The organism is Streptomyces sp. SAS_270 (genome assembly GCF_052543295.1).
In genome coordinates this window covers 16,070-35,489 of sequence record NZ_JBMNDS010000052.1, presented here as the reverse complement: position 1 = coordinate 35,489, position 19,420 = coordinate 16,070, and the positions used below count along the sequence as shown (strand labels likewise).

Here is a 19,420-nt window from a genome sequence, read left to right as displayed (position 1 = left end):
TGTTTCGTGCGCCTTTCAAGCTGTTTCGCGCCCTGTCAGCTGCGCACTCGTACGGCAGGGTAACCACGCGGTCACGGACCGGACTCAAAAAGTCACCGCACGCCCCTCGTGGCGGCGATGTGTCGTACTCCACACTGGGTCTCGGTGCCTGAGTCCTCGGAGCGCGGCCGGCCCGCCCACAGCGGGTTACACACCCCCGCGGTTCCGCTCAACGACTACGGGATGGACAGCGGCGAGGCCGCCGACCCCATCTCCGACGTACCGCTGCCGCACGCCTCAGCAGCGACATTCCTGGAGGTCGCCCCCGTGCAGACCCAGACCCTCACAGAGACCGACACCGCGACGGACACGGACGCGGAGAACGACGTCATACCGGCAGTCCCCCCGCAGAGCCACGTCGCGCACCATCCCGAAGCACGCCCCGAAGCACGTCCCGAGGCGGACGCGGAGAGTCCGCCCGAATCCGACGAACCCCCCGCCGGCGCCGTGGAGATCACCGAGACCGAGGCCCCCGAGCCCGTCGAACCGCCCCGCAGCCGCGTCGCCGACACCAGCGGCCCCTCCTCCGACCTGTTCCGCCAGTACCTGCGCGAGATCGGCCGGATCCCCCTGCTCACCGCCGCCGAGGAGGTCGAACTCGCCCGCCGCGTCGAGGCCGGGCTCTTCGCCGAGGAGAAGCTCCGCCTCGCCTGCGACCTGGACAGCCAGCTCGCCCTCGACCTGGACAAGCTGGTCGTCATGGGCCGCATGGCCAAGCGCCGCCTCATCGAGGCGAACCTGCGCCTCGTCGTCTCCGTCGCCAAGCGGTACGTGGGGCGCGGGCTGACCATGCTCGACCTGGTCCAGGAGGGCAACCTCGGCCTCATCCGCGCCGTCGAGAAGTTCGACTACGCGCGCGGGTACAAGTTCTCCACGTACGCCACCTGGTGGATCCGCCAGGCCATGTCCCGCGCCCTCGCCGACCAGGCCCGCACCATCCGGGTCCCGGTGCACGTCGTGGAGCTGATCAACCGGGTCGTACGCGTGCAGCGGCGCATGCTGCAGGAGCGCGGCTACGAGCCGACACCGGAGGAGGTCGCCGCGCACCTCGACCTGCCCAGCGAACGCGTCAGCGAAGTCCTGCGGCTGGCCCAGGAACCCGTCTCGCTGCACGCACCGGTCGGGGAGGAGGACGACGTAGCGCTCGGCGACCTCATCGAGGACGGTGACGCGACCTCGCCGGTCGAGTCGGCGGCGTTCCTGCTGCTCAGGGAGCACCTGGAGGCCGTGCTGTCCACGCTCGGGGAGCGCGAGCGCAAGGTCGTCCAGCTGCGCTACGGGCTCGCCGACGGCCGGCCGCGCACGCTGGAGGAGATAGGCCGCATCTTCGGCGTCACCCGCGAACGCATCCGCCAGATCGAGTCCAAGACCCTCAACAAGCTGAGGGACCACGCCTTCGCGGACCAGCTGCGGGGGTACCTGGACTGAAGCAGGGGCCGCTCACACAAGGCGAGCGGCCCCTGGGATCAACTACCGGGCGGCTAGTCCACTTCCGCGACGGCCTGCGCGAACTGGGCCTTGTACAGCCGGGCGTACGCCCCGTCGGCGGCGAGCAGATCGCTGTGGGCGCCCTGCTCGACGATCGCGCCGTTCTCCATCACCAGAATGGTGTCGGCATCGCGGATCGTCGACAGCCGGTGCGCGATGACGAACGACGTCCGCCCGTGCGCCAGCTTCGCCATCGCCTTCTGGATCAGCACCTCGGTGCGGGTGTCCACCGAACTCGTCGCCTCGTCGAGCACGAGGATCACCGGGTCGGACAGGAACGCCCGCGCGATGGTGATGAGCTGCTTCTCACCGGCGCTCACCCCCGTGCCCTCGTCGTCGATGACGGTGTCGTACCCCTCGGGCAGCGTCCGGATGAACCGGTCGGCGTGTGCGGCCCGCGCGGCCTCTTCGATCTCACCGCGCGTCACGTCCCGCGAGGCACCGTAGGCGATGTTCTCCGCGATCGTGCCGCCGAACAGCCAGGTGTCCTGAAGCACCATGCCGATCCCGTCGCGCAGGCTGTCCCGGGACATCGTGGCGACGTCCACCCCGTCGAGGGTGATGCGCCCGCCGGTGACCTCGTAGAACCGCATGAGCAGGTTGACGAGCGTGGTCTTGCCCGCGCCGGTCGGACCGACGATGGCGACCGTGTGCCCGGGCTCGACCTTCAGCGAGAGGTCCTCGATGAGCGGCTTCTCGGGGTCGTAGCGGAAGGACACGTTCTCCAGGGCGACCCGCCCGCGCAGCTCGTCCGGCTTGGCTCCCGGCATCGGGTCGGCCTCCTGCTCCTCGGCGTCGAGGAGCTCGAAGATCCGCTCGGCGGAGGCGACGCCGGACTGCACCAGGTTCGCCATGGACGCGACCTGCGTCAGCGGCATGGAGAACTGGCGGGAGTACTGGATGAAGGCCTGCACGTCACCGATGGACAGCGCGCCCGTCGCCACCCGCAGCCCGCCGACGACCGCGACCAGCACATAGTTGATGTTCGACACGAACATCATCAGCGGCTGCATGATGCCGCTGTTGAACTGCGCCTTGAACCCGGCCTCGTACAGCTTGTCGTTCTCCTCGGCGAACTGCGCCGCCGACTCGTCCTGCCGCCCGAACACCTTCACCAGGGTGTGCCCGGTGTACATCTCCTCGATGTGCGCGTTGAGCTTGCCGGTGGTGCGCCACTGCTGCACGAAGTGCGGCTGCGAGCGCTTGCCGACGCGCGTGGCGACGTAGAACGACAGCGGCACGGTGACCAGCGCCACGAGCGCCAGCAGCCAGGACACCCAGAACATCATCGCCAGCACACCGATGATCGTCAGCAGCGAGTTGATGAGCTGGCCCATCGACTGCTGGAGCGTCTGCCCGATGTTGTCGATGTCGTTGGTCGCGCGGCTGAGGACCTCGCCGCGCTGGCGCTTGTCGAAGTACGACAGCGGGAGGCGGGACAGCTTCGCCTGCATGTCCTCGCGCATCCGGTAGACCGTCCGGTTGACGGCGCGGTTCACCAGCCGGGTGGCCACCGCCATCAGCAGGCCGGCCACCAGGAACGTACCGAGCGCGAGCAGCAGTACGTTGCCCACGGCGTCGAAGTCGATGCCCTTGCCCGGCGTGAAGTCGGTACCCGAGAGCATGTCGGCGACGCCGCCCTCGCCCCGCCTGCGCATGGAGTCGAGGACCTGCTCCTTCGTCGCGTTCGCCGGCATCTGCCGCCCGATGATCCCGGCGAACACCAGGTCCGTCGCCCGGCCGAGGATCTTCGGCCCGACCACCGAGAGGCCCACGCTCAGCACGACGGCGACGAGCATCCCGTACAGGGTGACGCGTTCGGGCTTGAACTGGGAGAGAAGCCGTTTTCCGGATCCCTTGAAGTCCATCGAGCGCTGATCGGGGCCGCCCCCGGCCATCATCCGCCCCATAGGCCCGGCCATCAGGCAGCCTCCGCTTCCGTCAGCTGGGAGAGCACGATCTCCCGGTAGGTCTCGTTGCCCGCCATCAGTTCGTGGTGGCGGCCGGTGCCGACGACGCGGCCCTCGTCCAGGACCACGATCCGGTCGGCGTCGCGGATGGTCGACACACGCTGGGCGACGATCACGACGGTCGCCTCGGCGGTCTCGCGGCCGAGCGCGGCGCGCAGGGCCGCGTCGGTCGCGTAGTCGAGCGCCGAGAAGGAGTCGTCGAAGAGGTAGATCTCCGGGCGCTGCACCAGGGTGCGGGCGATCGCCAGCCGCTGACGCTGACCGCCCGAGACGTTCGTGCCGCCCTGGGCGATGGGGGAGTCGAGGCCGTTCTCCAGCCCCTCCACGAAGCCCTTGGCCTGCGCGACCTCCAGCGCGTGCCAGAGCTCCTCGTCGGTCGCCTCGGGATTGCCGTAGCGCAGGTTGGTGGCGACCGTGCCCGCGAACAGGTACGGCTTCTGCGGCACCAGGCCCACGGTCCTCGCCAGCAGCCGCGGCTCGACGGTCGCCACGTCCACGCCGTCGACGAGCACCTCGCCGTCGGTGGCGTCGAACAGCCGCGGGACGAGCCCGAGCAGCGTGGACTTGCCGCTGCCGGTCGACCCGATCACGGCCGTGGTCTCGCCGGGGCGCGCCACCAGGTCGACGGCCTTCAGCACCGGCTCCTCGGCGCCCGGGTAACGGAACCCGGCCCCCCGGATCTCCAGGTGGCCGTGGCGGCGCAGCTCCAGGACGGGAGCGGTCGGGGGAACGACACTGCTGGAGGTGTCGAGCACCTCCTGGATCCGCTCCGCGCAGACCTCCGCGCGCGGCACCATCATGAACATGAAGGTGGCCATCATCACGGACATCACGATCTGCATCAGATAGGCGAGGAACGCGGTCAGGTCACCGATCTGCATGCCCCCGCTGTCGATGCGGTGCGCGCCGAACCACACGACGGCGATCGACGACAGGTTCACCACCGTCATCACGATCGGGAACATCAGGGCCAGCATCCTGCCGGTGCCCAGGGACACCTCGGTGAGCTGGGTGTTCGCGTCCCGGAAGCGGTCCTTCTCGTACTCGTCCCGGACGAAGGCGCGGATCACGCGGTTGCCGGTGATCTGCTCGCGCAGCACCCGGTTCACGGTGTCCAGGCGCACCTGCATCTTCCGGAACAGCGGGCGCAGCCGCCGCACGATCACCGTCACGCTGATGCCGAGCACCGGAACCACGGCGATCAGCACGGCGGACAGCGGCACGTCCAGGCCGAGGGCGAGGATGATGCCGCCGACGCACATGATCGGCGCCGACACCAGCAGCGTGAACGTCATCAGCGCGAGCATCTGCACCTGCTGCACGTCGTTCGTGGTGCGGGTGATGAGCGACGGCGCACCGAAGTGGCCGACCTCGCGCGCCGAGAAGGACTGCACCCGGTCGAAGACGGCGGCCCGGATGTCCCGGCCCACCGCGGACGCCGTACGGGCGCCGAAGTAGACGGCCCCCGTGTTGCAGACCACCTGCGCCAGCGAGATGGCGACCATCAGGGCGCCGAAGGACAGGATGTAGCCCGTGTCGCCCTTCACGACACCGTTGTCGATGATGTGCGCGTTGAGCGTGGGCAGGTAGAGCGTCGCGCAGGTCTGCAGGAACTGCAGCAGGACGAGCAGGGCGATGGGTTTGCGGTACGGACTGAGGTGGGTTCGAAGAAGTCGTATGAGCACGCGGGGTCTCTCGGAGTCGACGGCGACGGGGCGTTCGGTGGTGCACCACCCCCTATCGTCGGACACTCCCCCCGTGTTACCTCAACTGATTAAGCCAAGAGCGGTCCAATAGCGCGTCCGGCCTCAGCCTTGAGGCGTACGCCGGTGGTGTTGCTACGCCCGGAACGCCCCCGGATGCGTCTGTTCCCGTACGGACACGTACTGCTGCCGTACGGCCTGTCCGACGGCCAGCTCCTCGCCCGGCTCCAGCACCTGGGCGACCGCGCCCTGCCACATCGGCGGCGTGCGCGGGTCGAGGGTGCCCTGCGAGACGCCGAGGGCCCAGGCGGCCTGCCGGGCCGCGCCGAGCGCCGCGTAGTCCGCCGGCTGCACCACCACGACCTGCACCCCGAACAGCGCGGGCGCCGCGGCCTGCACGGCGGGCAGCTCCGCGGCCGCGCCGAGCAGGAAGATCCGCCGTACGTCGACCCCGCGCCCGCGCAGCACGTCCAGCGCGTCCGCGAGCCCGCACAGCATGCCCTCGAAGGCCGCCCGCGCCAGGTGCTCGGGGCGCATCGACTCCCGCCGAAGGCCCGCGAGGGTGCCCGCGGTGTGCGGCAGGTTCGGGGTCCGCTCGCCCTCCAGGTACGGCAGCATGACGAGCCCGTGGGAGCCCGGCGTCGACTTCATCGCCAGGTCGGACAGGCTCTCCAGGTCGGGCAGACCGAGCAGTTCGGCGGCGCCGCGCAGCGCCCGTACGGCGTTGAGCGTGGTGACGACCGGCAGGTGCATCCCGGTCGCGTCGGCGAGCGAGGTGATCATCCCGGTCGCGTCGACCAGCGCCTCGGGGTGTACGGCCATCACGGACCCGGAGGCCCCCAGTGAGACGACCGCGTCGCCGAGCCCGATGCCGAGCCCGAAGGCGGCCGCCATCGTCTCGCCGGTCCCGGCGGAGATCAGCAGCCCCTCCGGGGTGGTCCCGGCCGCGTCGGACGGACCGAGCACATCGGGCAGCATCGCCTGGTGGCCGAGCGCGAGCTCGACCAGATCCGGCCGGTACCCGCCGCTCGCCGCCGACCAGTAGCCGGTGCCGGAGGCTCCGCCGCGGTCGGTCGTCCTGCGCGTCGGCCGCCCCAGCAGCTGCCACACGAGCCAGTCGTGGGCCTGCAGCAGCACGGCGGTGCGCTGCGCGGAGTCCGGCTCGGTCCTGTTCATCCAGCGCAGCTTGGTCACCGGCTGGGCGGCCTGCGGCACACAGCCCACCGCCTGGGCCCACGCCTCGCGCCCGCCGAGCGCGTCGATGAGATCCGCCGCCGCGACCTGCGCGCGCTTGTCACCGCCGACCAGCGCGGGGCGCACCGTGTTGCCCTGCGAGTCCAGCGGGACGAGTGCGTTCTGCTGCGCTGAGACGCCGATGGCCTGCACGCCTTCGAGCAGCCCGCCGCCGGCCGCCTCGCCCAGGGACAGCAGCCAGGCCTGCGGATCCACGTCCGAAGGACGGCCGCCGCCCTCGGCGGGCTCCACCGGATGCGGCGCATACCCCTGCCTGAGCACGGCACCCGTGTCCGTGTCGCAGACGACGATGCGAGTGAAATCGGGCGAACTGTCCAGCCCGGCGACTATCCCCATGCCAGAAATTCTGCCGTACGGCGAGAGGTGCGCGCGCCGAAGTCACCGGTGACCCGTTGGACACCCGGTGTCCCTGGTACGTGGGAGGCGGCCCGAGGCGTCACCGTCAGGTGTTGCTGCTGCCCCAGTCGTCCTCGCCGGAACCGTCCGTGTTCCGCTCCCGCAGCGAGCGCACCCGGTCGGCGACCGAGTCGGGCACACGGTCCCCGACCTTCTCGCTGACCACGTGGTACGCCTTGCCCGCGGCTGCGCGCCCCTGCTGCGCGGCGGACTCGGCGGTGTTGCGCACCGCCGGGTTCTGCGCGACCTGGCGAGCGGACTTCTTCAGCTGCTCGTAGCGCTCGCGCCCGGCCCGCGTGCCCAGCACGTAACCCAGGGCCAGTCCGGCGACGAATGTGAGCCGGTAGCGCATGACGGCCACCCTTCCCTTGCGTCGGCTTCGGTGGGGAGGGAACCGATTGGCGGAGCACCCCCCTGCTTGCGCTAATGTATGTGTCGCAGCGAGCGCACGCCCCCTGGCGAATACCCAGGTAGGTACGTTCGATGCAACGAGGCAATCCCCTGTAGCTCAATTGGCAGAGCAGCCGGCTGTTAACCGGCAGGTTACTGGTTCGAGTCCAGTCGGGGGAGCTTCGATCTCCTGTAGCTCAATTGGCAGAGCAGCCGGCTGTTAACCGGCAGGTTACTGGTTCGAGTCCAGTCGGGAGAGCAGCGGAAGAGGACCCCTTGGGGGTCCTTTTTCATGTCCGGGGAACCACGCAGACCACGGCGAAGTCCTCATGGTCATGCGATGCCGACCATCCGAAGCAGGAGATCGTATGAGCGGCTATGCTGCGGCAGACGGCGCGCACAAGTGTGCGCGACGCGCCGTAAGGGGCGGTAGCTCAGCCGGTTAGAGCAGCGGACTCATAATCCGTCGGCCGTGGGTTCGAGTCCCACCCGCCCCACTACGCGCTACGCGTGCAGAATCGATGCGACCTGCGTCTTCACCGCCCTGACCGGATGTCACCGGTCGGGGCGGAGTTGTGTCCGGGGGGCTCTGAGCGGTGCCGGCGCGGGGGCGCCGGGTGCCGCTTTCGAGTGGCTTGATCTCGGGCCCGGTTGACCTGCGAAATCGTTTCGGGGGGTGGGCTGTTGGGCAAGGTTCGGGCAGCGTGGTCCCGGCCCGTCGGGCCTAGGCGACTTGTTCGCCTGAGGGAGGGGGGAAGCGCTGTGCATGACCATGTGCGAACGGTGGACGGACGGCTGCTGCGGGTCGAGGTGTCGGGCGATCCGGACGGGCACCCCGTGTTCCTGATGCACGGCATGCCCGGCAGCCGGGTCGGCCCCAGACCACGCTCCATGTTCCTGTACCAGCGCGGCACCCGGCTCATCAGCTACGACCGCCCCGGCTACGGGGGTTCGGACCGCATGGCCGGGCGACGGGTCGTGGACGTCGTGCAGGACGTGGCGGTCGTCGCGGACGCACTGGACGTGGACCGGTTCGCGGTGGTCGGCCGCTCCGGCGGCGCACCGCACGCCCTGGCCTGCGCCGCGCTCCTGCCGGACCGGGTGACCCGCGCCGCCGCGCTCGTCGGCCTCGCCCCGCGCGACGCCGAGGGGCTCGACTGGTTCGCGGGCATGGCACCCTCCAACGTCGACGAGTTCCGCACCGCGTTCACCGACCCCGAGCGCTTCGAGGAACGGCTGATCCCACGCTCGGCGGCCATCCGCAACGACCCGGGACGGCTGCTGGAGGAGTTGCGCCGGGACCTCACCGCCGACGACCGCTCGATCGTGTCGGACACGGCGATGCGCTCCATGCTGCTGCGCAACTTCCGCGAGGCGCTGCGCACCTCGCCGTACGGCTGGATCGACGACGCCCTCGCGCTGACCGGCCCCTGGGGCTTCGACCCCGCGGACATCCGTGTCCCCGTGCTGCTGTGGCACGGGGAGCACGACGTCTTCTCGCCCGCCTCTCATGCCTCCTGGCTCGCCGACCGCATCCCCCGCGCCAAGAAGGTCGTCGAGCCGACGGCAGCGCACTTCGCGGCCCTGCGCGCCCTGCCCAAGGTGCTCGGCTGGCTGATCGGCGGCGCGCTCGTCTGACGGAACCTCATACGGCCAGCGGCTCCAGGTCCCGGTATATGCGACGTTCGTCGGAGGCGACCTGGATGATGCCGTTGTCCTCGCCGAGCAGCATGCGCAGTTCGGTGAGGGCCTCCTCCCGGACGTGATGGGCCTCGTCCTCGCGGCCGACCGCCGCGAGGGTGAGCGCGTAATTGGTGACGACGGCCAGGGTTTCGGGATGGTGCGGGCCGAGGACGGTGCGCAGCGTGGTCACGGCCTTCTCCTCCAGGACGCCGGCCTCCGCCAGGCGGCCCTGGTCGGCGAGGACGTTGGCGTAGTTGACACCGGAGAAGAGGGTGTGGGGGTGCTGGTCGCCCAGGATCTCCTGCATACGGGGCAGGACCTGGCTGAAGACCTCCTCCGCCTGTTCGATGTCCCCGCATCCCCAGTGGAAGATGCCGAGGTTGTTCAGCGCGGCCTGGGTGTAGGGGTGCGCCTCGCCCGGCACCTTCACGTACTCGGCGAGCGCGTCCTGCGCCACCTCGCGCGCGGCCTCCCGCTCGTCGGCCGCGAACAGGTCGGCGGCCAGGTTGAGATCGCAGGCCAGGGAGTCCGGCGTCGGCTTCGGGTACTGCGCCCGGTACTGGGAACGTGTCGCCGTCGTCAGCCGCCGGGCGTCCTCGAACTGCCCCGCCCTGCGCAGCGAGACGGCGAGCGACTTGGCGCACCGCAGGGTGCCGGGGAACCCCTTGCCGAGCAGACGTTTGTGGGCGTCGTACGTCCGGGAGAGCAGTGCCACGGACTCGGAGTAGCGGCCGACCTCGCGCAGGTCCCGGCCGAGGCGTTCGGCGGAGGCCAGGGTGTAGGGGTGGTCGGGGCCCAGGACCTCCATACGACGGTCCAGGGTCTCCTGGTCGAGGGCGCGCGCCTCGCCGTAGCGGCCGACCATGCGCAGCGCGAGCGCGAGGTTGTTGGCGGCGCTGAGCGTGCGCCGGTGCGACTCGTGGAAGATCTGGCTGAACCCGTCGTGCGCCTCCCTCGCGAGACCCACCGCCGAGCGGTACTCGCCGAGCGCCGCCAGGTCGGCGGCGAGGTTGGACGTCGTGACGTAGGTGTGCGGATGCGAGGGGCCAAGGACGCGGCGCTGCCGGTCCAGCAGCTCCGTGTCGATCTCGCGGGCCTCCACGTATCGCCCCTGGGAGCGCAGCACGCTGGCGAGCTGACAGCGCAGATACAAATACTGGACGTCGTCCTCGCCCAGCAACTCCTTCCAGTGCACGAGCAGTTCCTCGGTGCGGCGCTGGGCGCCCGGGAAGTCGCCGCGCTTCCAGAGGTAGCGCACGCGGTCGATGAGCAGGCGGCGGGTGGCCGCGTCGAAGCAGTTGCGGGCATCGGAGGCGGTGAGGTGCGGCCAGATGACGGAGAAGCGCGACCAGGTCTCCGGGTCGTCGATGGGCTCGTCGCCGTCCGGGCGGGCACCGGCCAGCACGGTGTGCACGACGTGCCGCGCCTGCTGCTGCTCCTCCTCGGTCAGCTGGGCGCGGATCACGGCCTGCACCAGCCGGTGGACCTGGATGCTGTTGCTGACCTGGTCGACCTTCGCGAGCGCGAACCGGCCTATCTCCCGGATGACGCGGCCGAGCAGCAGACTCTCCTGGAGCGAGGCGTCGTACGGCTTGAGGGCGTCGATCATCTCCTTGCTGTAGAGCAGTTGCGAGGAGATCGGCTCGGGAGCCAGAAAGGCGCAGAGCTGCAGCAGCCGGACCGAGGCGGGGGAGCGTTCCTTCAGGCGCGCGATGGAGATGTTCCAGGTCGCGGCCACGGAGTGCGAGTAGTCCGCGGGCTGGTTGAGCGCCAGTACGTCGGTGGTCTGGTCGGCGAGCTGCTGGAGGTAGTCGGCGATGGGGGTGGCCGTCTCGGCGAGCCAGGCCGCCGTCTGCTCGACCGCGAGCGGCAGGTCGCCGACCGCGTTCGCCACCTTGTCGGCCTCCTCAAGGCTCAGGCCGGAGGCCCGCCGGGTGAGGTGCTCGACGCTCTCCTCGCGCAGGAAGACGTCGATGGGCAGTGCCGAACCCCCTTGCACCCAGGCCTGGTTGCGCGAGGTGATGAGGATGTGGCCGCCGCCCTGCGGGAAGTAGCGGGAGAGCCAGGACGGGTCGTCGGCGTTGTCGAAGATGAGCAGCCACCGCTTGGTCGGCAGCCCGCGGGCCAGCATCTGCACGGCTTCCTGGCTGGCCATCGTCATGTCGTCGCCGCCCGGCGCCCCGATGCGGGCGCCGAGTTCGGCGAGCGAGGCGACCACGTCGTCCTCGTGTTCGGCCGACGTCCACCACACGAGGTCGTAGTCGGCCATGAAGCGGTGCACGTACTCGATGGCGACCTGGGTCTTGCCGACGCCGCCGAGGCCGAACAGCGCGAGCGGCTGCGGCGCGACGGAGGAGGCGCCGCTGTCGAACTGTTCGCGGACCCGGTCCAGGATGATGTTGCGGCCGGTGAAGGTGTTGTTTCGCTGCGGCGCGTTCCAGTGCGCCGGGGCGCTGCCGGGGAAGCGGGGGCCGGACGCGCTGCTCTCCACGGACTGCCCGGGCAGGTCGACGGCGGTGAGCAGCGAGATGACGCACTGGGCCTCGTCGAGACGGTGCAGGTCGACGGGGTTGTGGTCCAGGTAGGCCGTGGGCAGCCGGACCTCGTCGACGCGCAGCGGGACCACCGCGCCGCGCGGGGTGTCCGCGTCGGCCTCGGTCAGGGCACGCCAGACGGCGTCCGCGTACCTCGACTTCTGGAAGGCGTTCGACAGCAGGACGAGGATGCGTGTGGTGTTGTCCGAGCGTTCGACGGGTCCCGCCGAGATGTCGTGCAGGGTCACGTTGCAGCCGGAGCGCTTGAGGAGCGACTCGACCCAGTCCGCCCACATGCGGTTCTCCGCTGCGTACGCGACGACGACGTCCGTCGCGACGGTCAACGGCCGCCGCCGCAGGAACGCGTCGCGGCAGCGCAGCCGCACCGGTTCGGGGACCGTGGGCAGCGAGGTGATCTCGCCGTCCGAGATGACGGTGGTGAGCCGCTCGAAGGCGGCCAGCAGCGAGTTGGCGATGCCGCTCTCGTCGCCGACGGTGGCCAGCGTCTCCTCGTACGCGTAGTACGGCCGGTAGGGGATTTCGACGTTCCCCCAGTACGTGCTGAGCTCCTCGGCGCTCAGCTCGCCCTCGTCGGGGTTCTTGGGCAGGCCGTCGAACTTGAGGCGCGCCAGCGCCCGTCCGGCGTCGACCTTCTCCTTCTCGCCCTCGTCGATGCGCATCGGGACCGGCAGGACGCGGATCCTGCGCTTGCGGTAGCCGTCCTGCACGCTGCGCGCCACGGCTGCCGCCCCGTCCAGCGACTGGTCGCTGAGGGTGAAGCAGTCCACCAGGACGTCCGGCATCTGGATGGTGCAGATGTCCGCGTTGTCCGACAGGCCGGTACGGCTGTCGATCAGGACGTAGTCGTAGGACGCCTTCATGCTGTCGCGCAGGGCGTCCAGGAAGAGTCCGCCGCCCAGGCGCTCGTAGAAGTTGTCCCACTCGAAGGACGACACGGTCGCCGAGTACGAGCGGTCCTGGCGGCCGGCCGAGAGGAAGTCGAGCGAGCCGCCTTCGTTGAAGCGCAGGCCCAGGCGCTCGGGGGTGAGCGAGATGGCGTGCTGCTCGACATCGGCGAAGTCCAGGTGCCAGGGCCCGGAGCGCTGGGTTCCGGCGGTGGCCGCCCAGGCGTACTCGTTGATGATGTCGATCACGCCGGTGGTGGCGGCGAGCGCGCTGGGATCGAGGAAGGGATGGAAGAAGCGGTGCAGGCCGGGGGCTTCGAGGTCCCAGTCGACCGCGAGTACGCGCTTGCCGTTGGCGGCCAGGATCCAGGCCGTGTTGGCGAGGGCCATGGTGCGGCCGGTGCCACCTTTGTACGAGTAGAAGGTGATGATGCGTCCGTCCTGCGCGGCCGTCATGCTTCTCCTCCGTGGTCGGGTCCCGCGTCCGGGTACGGCTGCGGGTGGGTGGGGCCCACGAGGCGGGGCCTGGGCAGGTGCGGGCCGGCGGGCGGGTTGGCCGCCGCGTGCTTGAGGTACTGCCGGGTCGCGTTCGCCACGACGGCCGGCAGCACATCGGTGAACGCCTTGAGGGTGGGGACGCCGTTGACGGCGATCCGGCAGTCGGTGCGGCGCCCCCGGTCCAGGATGAGCGGGAGGGTGCGCTCCAGTTCGGCCGTGAGCTTCTGGCCCTCGGCGCCATGACACTGCACGTCCGCCCGGTTCCAGGGGACGACGGCGCTGATCCAGGGGCGGGCGCGGGTGTCGAAGGCCTTGAGTCTGCGCCGGCGCTCCTCGTCGGCGAGCGCCCAGCGGTCCACGAGCAGGATGCCGGGCCGGGTCGGTGTCGCCTTCTCCTGGTCGGCGGTGGAGCCGATGAAGCCGTCCTCGTCGCCGGGCTCGTCGTCGTCGAAGGAGGACACGGTGATCCGGTAGTCGAGCGAGCGGATCAGCTCCTCGGCGAGGGCGGGCAGCGGCCGGGTGCTCTCCGAGTGGTACGGGTTCCAGTCCTGGGCGTCCTCACCGTAGGGGCGGACGTCACGATGCTCCGGAATGGTGTGCCGGGTGGGGGCGGCGATGGTGAGGTGGATGCGCCGGGGTCCTTCGCCGCGCGGCTTGAATGCGCTGGGCGTGGACTCGTAGGGCCGGGGCCGGCTGGGCGGCAGCGGCGACTCGTGGGCGACCCGGACGATGCGCTGGGCGAGGCCGAGCACTATTTCCTCGTACTCGTCGTGCAGCCGGTTGAGTTTTATCAGGCCGTATATTCCGTTGGCCGCGTAGCGGTCGCCCAAAGCCGCGTGGTCGATGTGGATGTGCCGTACGGAGTCGGGGAGTTGAGCGTAGTCGACGTGCGTCCACAGGGCAGGGACGATCGCCGGTACGTCTCCCGATCCGGTCGAACGAGCCCGCAGAATACGCTCGTTGAAGGCGAACCACTCGCGTCCGCAACTCTCGCTGGTGAAGTATCGCGGCGAGAACAACGGCACGAAAACCCGGCAGGTGGCCAGGTTTTCGCTGAGTTTCTCCGGCCAGCCGTCCCCCGAACGCATCTCGCGGTCCATGAAGCCCGCGGGGACGCCGGCCGGGAGGTCGGTGAGCGCCATGATGTGGTCGCAGAGATCCGTGAAAAGCCTGTGCACCCAGTGATCGGGGTCGCCGCCGCCGGACCCCCAGGCCGGCGTGTGCGCGTAACTGAGAAAAAAGTAGGGCCAGTTGTCCGATGCCCGATCTCGTTCAGGTGTGTTCACGCGCCCCCCTGCCTGCCGATGACGCCTTCATCCCGCCGCTGGCGCCATCTGGCCGGAACCAACAATGTGCCCGACGACCTGCCCGAACGGGTCGCCGCTTTCACGTCATTTACTGGCGATATCCAGTCATCCGTGTGACATCCGCGCGCCGACGAAGTCGACGGCCGGGCGCATGTCGAAAAGAGTCACATTCCTCCCCGCCAGTTCGCCCCCCGTGAGAAGTGCGGGAGGAAGTTCAGCCCCGTGAACGGCGAAGGGGCTGTCGTCCAGAGCGGTGTCCTCGTACGTGACCCAGTTGCCCTTCTCGCCCATCACGCACTGATAGGTGCGCCTGGGCCGGGGCGGGGTCGTGCGGTACTCGGCGAGGTGGAACGCGGTGCACACCTCGAACCCCACGCGCAGCAACAGGACTTGGGCCCCCGCCGCGTACAGCCGCGCGAGGGGGGAGCGCTCCCCGAGCAGGCAGTGCGGATCGTGCCCGTCGAGCAGCTCGGCGGCGCGGGGCCCGAGCGCCGCCATGGAGGTCTGCGGGTGGGCGCTGCGCACGGCACCGGGTGTGGTGCGGACGCACTCGGCCAGCCGCCCCATGGCCAGGCAGGGAGTCGTCTCCGGTGCGTAGGGGAGCATCGAGTCGCGGAACTCCTCCTTCTCCCGCTCCGTGAGGTGGCTCGTCAGTGCTCGGTGGGCCCGGGAGGTACGGGAGTTCTCCTGCGTGAACGCGGGCACCACCAGCGTGCCGCCGGGGCCCAGCGCGTCCAGCAGGGCGTCCCGGACCTGGGTGTCGCGCAGCCCGCTGCCGCCGAGGGAGGCGTGCACCATGAGGACACCGCCTCGGCGGATGCCCAACGTTCCCCCCAGTCGGGTGAGTTCGTCGCCCGGTGTCACGCCTGCGCGTCCATTTCCGTCCACTCGGCGCCGAGTTGGCCGGCCAGCACCGTGCCGGTCTCGGTGAGTTCCCGCTCGGGGAGCGCGGCCAGTTCCTCAAGTGCCTGCCGTGCGCGTTTCAACGCGATGGACCGGGCTTCCGAGTCCGGGCTTTCGCACCGGTCCTGGAGGGCCGCGGCGCCGAGGAACTCGCTGGCGTCGTCGAGCAGTTGACCGGCCGGGCTGCCCGCCAGCGTCAGGTCCGCCGTGTCCCGCAGTGCGGCCAGCCTCGCCCGCCTCCCGAGGACGGGGAGTCGCAGCAGGATCTCCTCGGGCTCACAGTCGACGGCAACTCCCAGCGCGCCGGGCGCGTGCACCCCGAGTTGGATGCCCGCGCCTTTCGCGAGCGGTGTCACGGTCATGAGCGCGAGCGCGTTCGGTTGGCTCCGCCAGTCCGTCAGCCGGTCGTCCATGAGCTCGAACGCCCGCGTGAGCAGCTTGCGGAAGAGGTCGCGGTCGTCGAGGTCCAGCGGCGCGGTCACGGAGGCGGGGAAGCAGCCGCGCACGGGGTCGGCGTCGTCGATCAGGGGGCCGTTCTCCACCCCTTGCAGGGAACGCCAGTGCTCGGAGTCGGGGTCGCCCGGACGGACTCGCAGGGTTCCTTCCGCGTGGCGTACGCGGAAGCCGTCCTCGCCCGTTGTGACCTCGATCCGGCCGGGCCGGGGAAGACGCAGGGTACCCACGGCAGGGAGGTGCAGACGGGTGTCCGGGTGCTCCCACGCCAGGGTCGCCTCGGTCTGCGTGCCTGCGGCGACCGCGACGAGCAGGGAGGCGAGCCAGGGCGTCGGGGGAGGTCCGTCCAGGCCTTGCCGCAGGGCCTGGCGCGCATACGGGTATGCCAGCATCGCATTCAACTCGGCCGCCGTGCGGGCGTCCTCGTCCAGGCGCAGCAGAAGCTGCCATGCCTCGGACCAGTCCCCATGCGCCGCGAAGCGGTCGTTCGTGAACGCCAGCAGAGTGCGGTTCAACTCGACCTGGGCGAACCGGAGTTCCTCAAGGGCGTGGACGCCCGGGGAAAGCGCGCGGTCGGTGATCCGGTCCGCCACACCGTCGACGAACGTGCGCAGGTCGGCGCAGAAGACGGACGGGTTGTCGAAGCCCCGCTCGGTGCTGTAGCGGTGTGCGTAGAGCCCGCCTCCGCAGGATTTCACGACAGGGCAGCGCCTGCAGGTCTCGCTGACCCCTTCGATCCCCAGCTGCCGGGCCTGTACGCCGGGATGCCGGACGTACTCCTCGAAGGTGTGCCGGAAGACGTCGTAGCCGGTGGCGGGCGCCCCGTCGTAGGCGGTCTTGAGTGAATCGGCCTGCTCGATGGTGCCGTCGGTTTCCACGACCGCGAGGTCGGACGGGGCCAGCCCCATGGCCTCGGTGAGGGGCGGGCCGCCGGACAGGGTGCTCCAGACCGAGTCGAAGGTGCGCACTTCCATCGGGCGGCCCTGCTCGAGCCAGCGGTCGAAGATCTTCAGCAGCCAGTCCGCATACGGAGTGGGCGAATCCGAATTTCCGGCGGGAGGCGGATTGTCCCAGGTGGAATGCGGAAGCAGATAGTCGATCCGGGGTGGTTCAAGAGCGGTGAGAGCGTCATGGACGGTGACGGGGTCATTTTTTACGTCTACGGTGCAGAGCAGGCCCTGAAAGAGGTGACGATATTCCGGGGAGCGCAGAAGCTCGATCCCGCGCAGCACCTTTTCGTAACTGCTTCGCCCTCTGCGGTCCAGCCTGTGGCGGTCATTCGCGGTCTGGTCGCCGTCCAGGGAGATGCCGACCTTTACATTGAATTCCCGGAGGATCTCCAGATGCCTGCGGTGCAGCAGCATGCCATTGGTGTGCATGCGCAGATCCACTGTCGTGACGGGGGCCAGGATGCGGGTGAGTTCCTCGCAGATGCGGCGCAACCGAGTCGGGCCGACGAGGAGTGGTTCGCCTCCGTGGAGAATGACCGAGACGGAATCCAGGCGGTGCGCACTCGCGTACGAGGAGAGGCGTAAGGCGATCTGTGTGACCGTTTCCTCGGAGATCACTACCGGTCGATCTCGCCAGCTCTGGTCGGCATGCTCGTACATATAGCAGTGGTCGCAAGCGATGTTGCATCTGCTATGGATCTTCAGGACCAGTTCCTGGATATGGGTCACGCGCCCAGCGTACGGGTCTTCGGCTACAGTCGGGGTCACTTCAACTGGTCATCCTGTCACACGAGTTGAAGTGGACGCAGATGCGAGTCCGGGGCTCTCGGCGATGGGTCCGCCAGGAGCCCCGGATCGTTGGGCCTACGTTCGTTCAGAGTGCGGCGTCGAACGTGATCGCCTTCTTCGAACTCCATCCGGCGGCATATGCCAACCGACCGCTCGACCTCACGGCGGCGGCCTTGTCGGCGGCTACCGAGGAAATCGGGGTGTGTCGCTTCTCCGCGTCGCGGGAATCGGCTGATCCGTGCTGGATCGTGGTGGCCCAAGAATTCATGGCTGTCTCATAGCTCCACTCTTCGTTGACAGATCCAGCCCGTCCCATTCCCGTCGCGAGGTGGGAGGAGCGTGAGCCTGTAGACGCCTGGAGACAGCCTGAGATCTGATGCGGATACTTCATCGCGGACAATACACGCACGGCAGGTGTGCGGCTACCGGCGGTGACCCCCGCCTCATACGTGTGGGGTACGGGGTCCCTATAGGGGGCTTACGCTGGGGGAGCGTCACTTTGCGTGACGGTGCCGTGGTCGCACTCTCCACGCCCCATGTCCTTTCCGCTCCTCCTCGGTGCCTCTCGCGCTTTCTCTCATGTGCTGCATCCGTTCCGTGCGTCGGCCCGACCGGAAGGTCATGCGTATGTCGTAGAGAATTCGAACACTCCTTGCCGGACGGCAACGTACGTTCGGAGGGTGATACGTCGGATCGGCCCGTGATGTTCACAGCGGCGACTGCCAGGTCTCCGTCGTTCCTCTCCCGTTTGCCTCTTTGCCGCTGCCCTCCGCCGCCCCGTCGTCGTACACCGTGAGGCGGACCCCCGAGCGGCCGTCGGGGAGTGCGGCCGTCACGTCGACGGTGATCGCGATGCGTGACACGCCGGTGCGGCGGGAGGCGGCGGCCAGGGCGCGGCGCAGGGCGGCCAGCAGATGGCCGGCGGCGGGCTCGGTGATGCGGTTCTCCACGGCTCCGGTGAACCGGGTGGACGGCTGGAAGCCGAGCAGCGCGGCCGCGCCCGCGGTCTCGCGCAGCACCTTGCCGCGGAAGGTGGTCGGGGCGTCCACGGGCGGCTGTTGCAGGGCGAAGATGGCCGTGCGGACGTCCTGAATCGTGGACTGGAGTTCGTCGACGGCCCTGCCGAGCGTGTCGTGCACGTCCTTCGCCGGAGTCCTGCGCTGGGTGGACTCCAGCATGATGCTGGTCGCGAACAGCCGCTGGACGACGAGATCGTGCAGGTCGCGGGCGATGCGGTCGCGGTCCTCGAAGACGGCGAGCCGCTCCCTGCTGTGCTGGGCGTCCGCGAGTACCAGCGCCAGCGCGGCCTGCGAGGCGAACTGGGTGGCGAGCAGCCGCTCCACCGGGCTGTACGGCCGGTCGCCGCGACGGCGCGGCAGGGCGAGGGTGCCGATGAGACGGCCGCCGGCCTGGAGCGGCAGCATCATGCTGGGCCCGAACCGGTGCCGTACATGCGTCGTCATGCGTGGGTCGGTGGCCGAGTCCTCGATGAACACCGGCCTCCCGCCCAGGAGTTGTTCGAGAACCGCGCTGCCGGGCTCGATCGTCGTGCCGACGATGTCACCGGGGTCCTCGTGGGTGGAGGCGGTCACGATCTCCATGCCGCCCTCCGGGGTGGGCTGCAGGATCACGCCCGCCGAGGCATCGGCGAGGATCCGGGCCCGCTCGGCAACGGTCATCAGCGCGTCGGCGGCGGTCTCACCGGTCAGCAGCGCCGTCGTGACGGCCGCGGCGCCCTCGATCCAGCGCTCCCGCTGACGGGCCGTCTCGTACAGCCGGGCGTTGCCGATCGCGATGCCGGCCTGGGCGGCCAGCAGCCGCAGCAGTTGCTCGTCCTCGTCCGTGAACGGGCCGCCCGCCTTGTCGGCGAGGTGGAGCGTCCCGAACACCTCGTCCCGGACGCGGATCGGCACGCCCACGAAGTCGTCCCCCCGGCCGACCGAAGTCCGCTGCGCGACCGGGTCCGGCTCGGCCGTACGGATCTCAGCGAGCCCGTCCTGCCCGGGGTCGACCGTGCCGAGCGCCGCGTACCGGGCGCCCGTCAGCTCGGCGGCGCCGTCCACGATGTGCTGGAGCGTGGCCCGCAGTTCGAGGTCGGTGCCGACGTTGAGGACGGCCTCCAGAAGGGGCGGCAGACGGGGGACGGGATCGGTCATCA

At 69.8% G+C, this 19,420-nt stretch carries 11 protein-coding genes and 3 tRNA genes; 5 read left to right on the top strand and 9 right to left on the bottom strand.

The features are described 5' to 3' along the window. Positions 1–144: 144 nt before the first annotated feature. Positions 145–1,467 (top strand): RNA polymerase sigma factor, encoded by a 1,323-nt coding sequence (locus ACN6LB_RS29165; protein ID WP_445028485.1) that lies wholly within the window; start codon positions 145–147, stop codon positions 1,465–1,467. 53 nt (positions 1,468–1,520) lie between these two features. Here ACN6LB_RS29165 and ACN6LB_RS29160 read toward each other — a convergent pair whose 3' ends face one another. The 4 genes from ACN6LB_RS29160 to ACN6LB_RS29145 all read right to left on the bottom strand — a co-directional run bounded on the left by ACN6LB_RS29160 (position 1,521) and on the right by ACN6LB_RS29145 (position 7,202). Beyond that, entirely contained in the window at positions 1,521–3,449 is a 1,929-nt protein-coding gene (locus tag ACN6LB_RS29160; protein WP_445028484.1) for an ABC transporter ATP-binding protein, read from the bottom strand. Further along, entirely contained in the window at positions 3,449–5,182 is a 1,734-nt protein-coding gene (locus ACN6LB_RS29155) for an ABC transporter ATP-binding protein (RefSeq protein ID WP_445028482.1), read from the bottom strand. Before ACN6LB_RS29155 ends, ACN6LB_RS29160 begins: the two co-directional genes overlap by 1 nt. A 153-nt stretch (positions 5,183–5,335) precedes the next feature. Continuing rightward, positions 5,336–6,790: an FGGY family carbohydrate kinase gene (locus ACN6LB_RS29150; protein WP_445028481.1), complete on the bottom strand. Its 1,455-nt coding sequence runs from the start codon at positions 6,788–6,790 to the stop codon at positions 5,336–5,338. Positions 6,791–6,896: 106 nt separating this feature from the next. Continuing rightward, positions 6,897–7,202, bottom strand: a complete 306-nt coding sequence (locus tag ACN6LB_RS29145) for a YtxH domain-containing protein (protein ID WP_356132931.1) — start codon at positions 7,200–7,202, stop codon at positions 6,897–6,899. A gap of 145 nt (positions 7,203–7,347) precedes the next feature. Here ACN6LB_RS29145 and ACN6LB_RS29140 point away from each other — a divergent pair. The 4 genes from ACN6LB_RS29140 to ACN6LB_RS29125 all read left to right on the top strand — a co-directional run bounded on the left by ACN6LB_RS29140 (position 7,348) and on the right by ACN6LB_RS29125 (position 8,878). Further along, positions 7,348–7,420, top strand: a tRNA-Asn gene (locus tag ACN6LB_RS29140). Positions 7,421–7,426: 6 nt separating this feature from the next. Then, a tRNA-Asn gene (locus tag ACN6LB_RS29135) sits at positions 7,427–7,499 on the top strand. A 164-nt stretch (positions 7,500–7,663) separates the two neighbouring features. Beyond that, positions 7,664–7,737, top strand: a tRNA-Ile gene (locus ACN6LB_RS29130). Positions 7,738–8,002: 265 nt separating this feature from the next. After that, positions 8,003–8,878, top strand: a complete 876-nt coding sequence (locus tag ACN6LB_RS29125; protein ID WP_356132929.1) for an alpha/beta fold hydrolase — start codon at positions 8,003–8,005, stop codon at positions 8,876–8,878. Positions 8,879–8,885: 7 nt separating this feature from the next. On the opposite strand, the gene fxsT is transcribed toward ACN6LB_RS29125, so the two are convergent. The 5 genes from fxsT to ACN6LB_RS29100 form a co-directional block, all read right to left on the bottom strand. Beyond that, positions 8,886–12,818: an FxSxx-COOH system tetratricopeptide repeat protein gene (fxsT, locus tag ACN6LB_RS29120; protein WP_445028480.1), complete on the bottom strand. Its 3,933-nt coding sequence runs from the start codon at positions 12,816–12,818 to the stop codon at positions 8,886–8,888. Then, positions 12,815–14,146 (bottom strand): TIR-like protein FxsC, encoded by a 1,332-nt coding sequence (locus ACN6LB_RS29115; RefSeq protein ID WP_445028479.1) that lies wholly within the window; start codon positions 14,144–14,146, stop codon positions 12,815–12,817. The genes fxsT and ACN6LB_RS29115 overlap by 4 nt, the downstream gene beginning before the upstream one ends. Positions 14,147–14,272: 126 nt before the next feature. Beyond that, positions 14,273–14,965 (bottom strand): AAC(3) family N-acetyltransferase, encoded by a 693-nt coding sequence (locus tag ACN6LB_RS29110; protein WP_445028509.1) that lies wholly within the window; start codon positions 14,963–14,965, stop codon positions 14,273–14,275. 62 nt (positions 14,966–15,027) lie between these two features. Next, positions 15,028–17,202: a radical SAM/SPASM protein FxsBH, inactivated beta-hydroxylase extension form gene (gene fxsBH / locus ACN6LB_RS29105; protein WP_445028478.1), complete on the bottom strand. Its 2,175-nt coding sequence runs from the start codon at positions 17,200–17,202 to the stop codon at positions 15,028–15,030. Positions 17,203–17,969: 767 nt separating this feature from the next. Beyond that, positions 17,970–19,418, bottom strand: a complete 1,449-nt coding sequence (locus tag ACN6LB_RS29100) for a GAF domain-containing protein (protein ID WP_445028477.1) — start codon at positions 19,416–19,418, stop codon at positions 17,970–17,972. Positions 19,419–19,420: the final 2 nt, after the last annotated feature.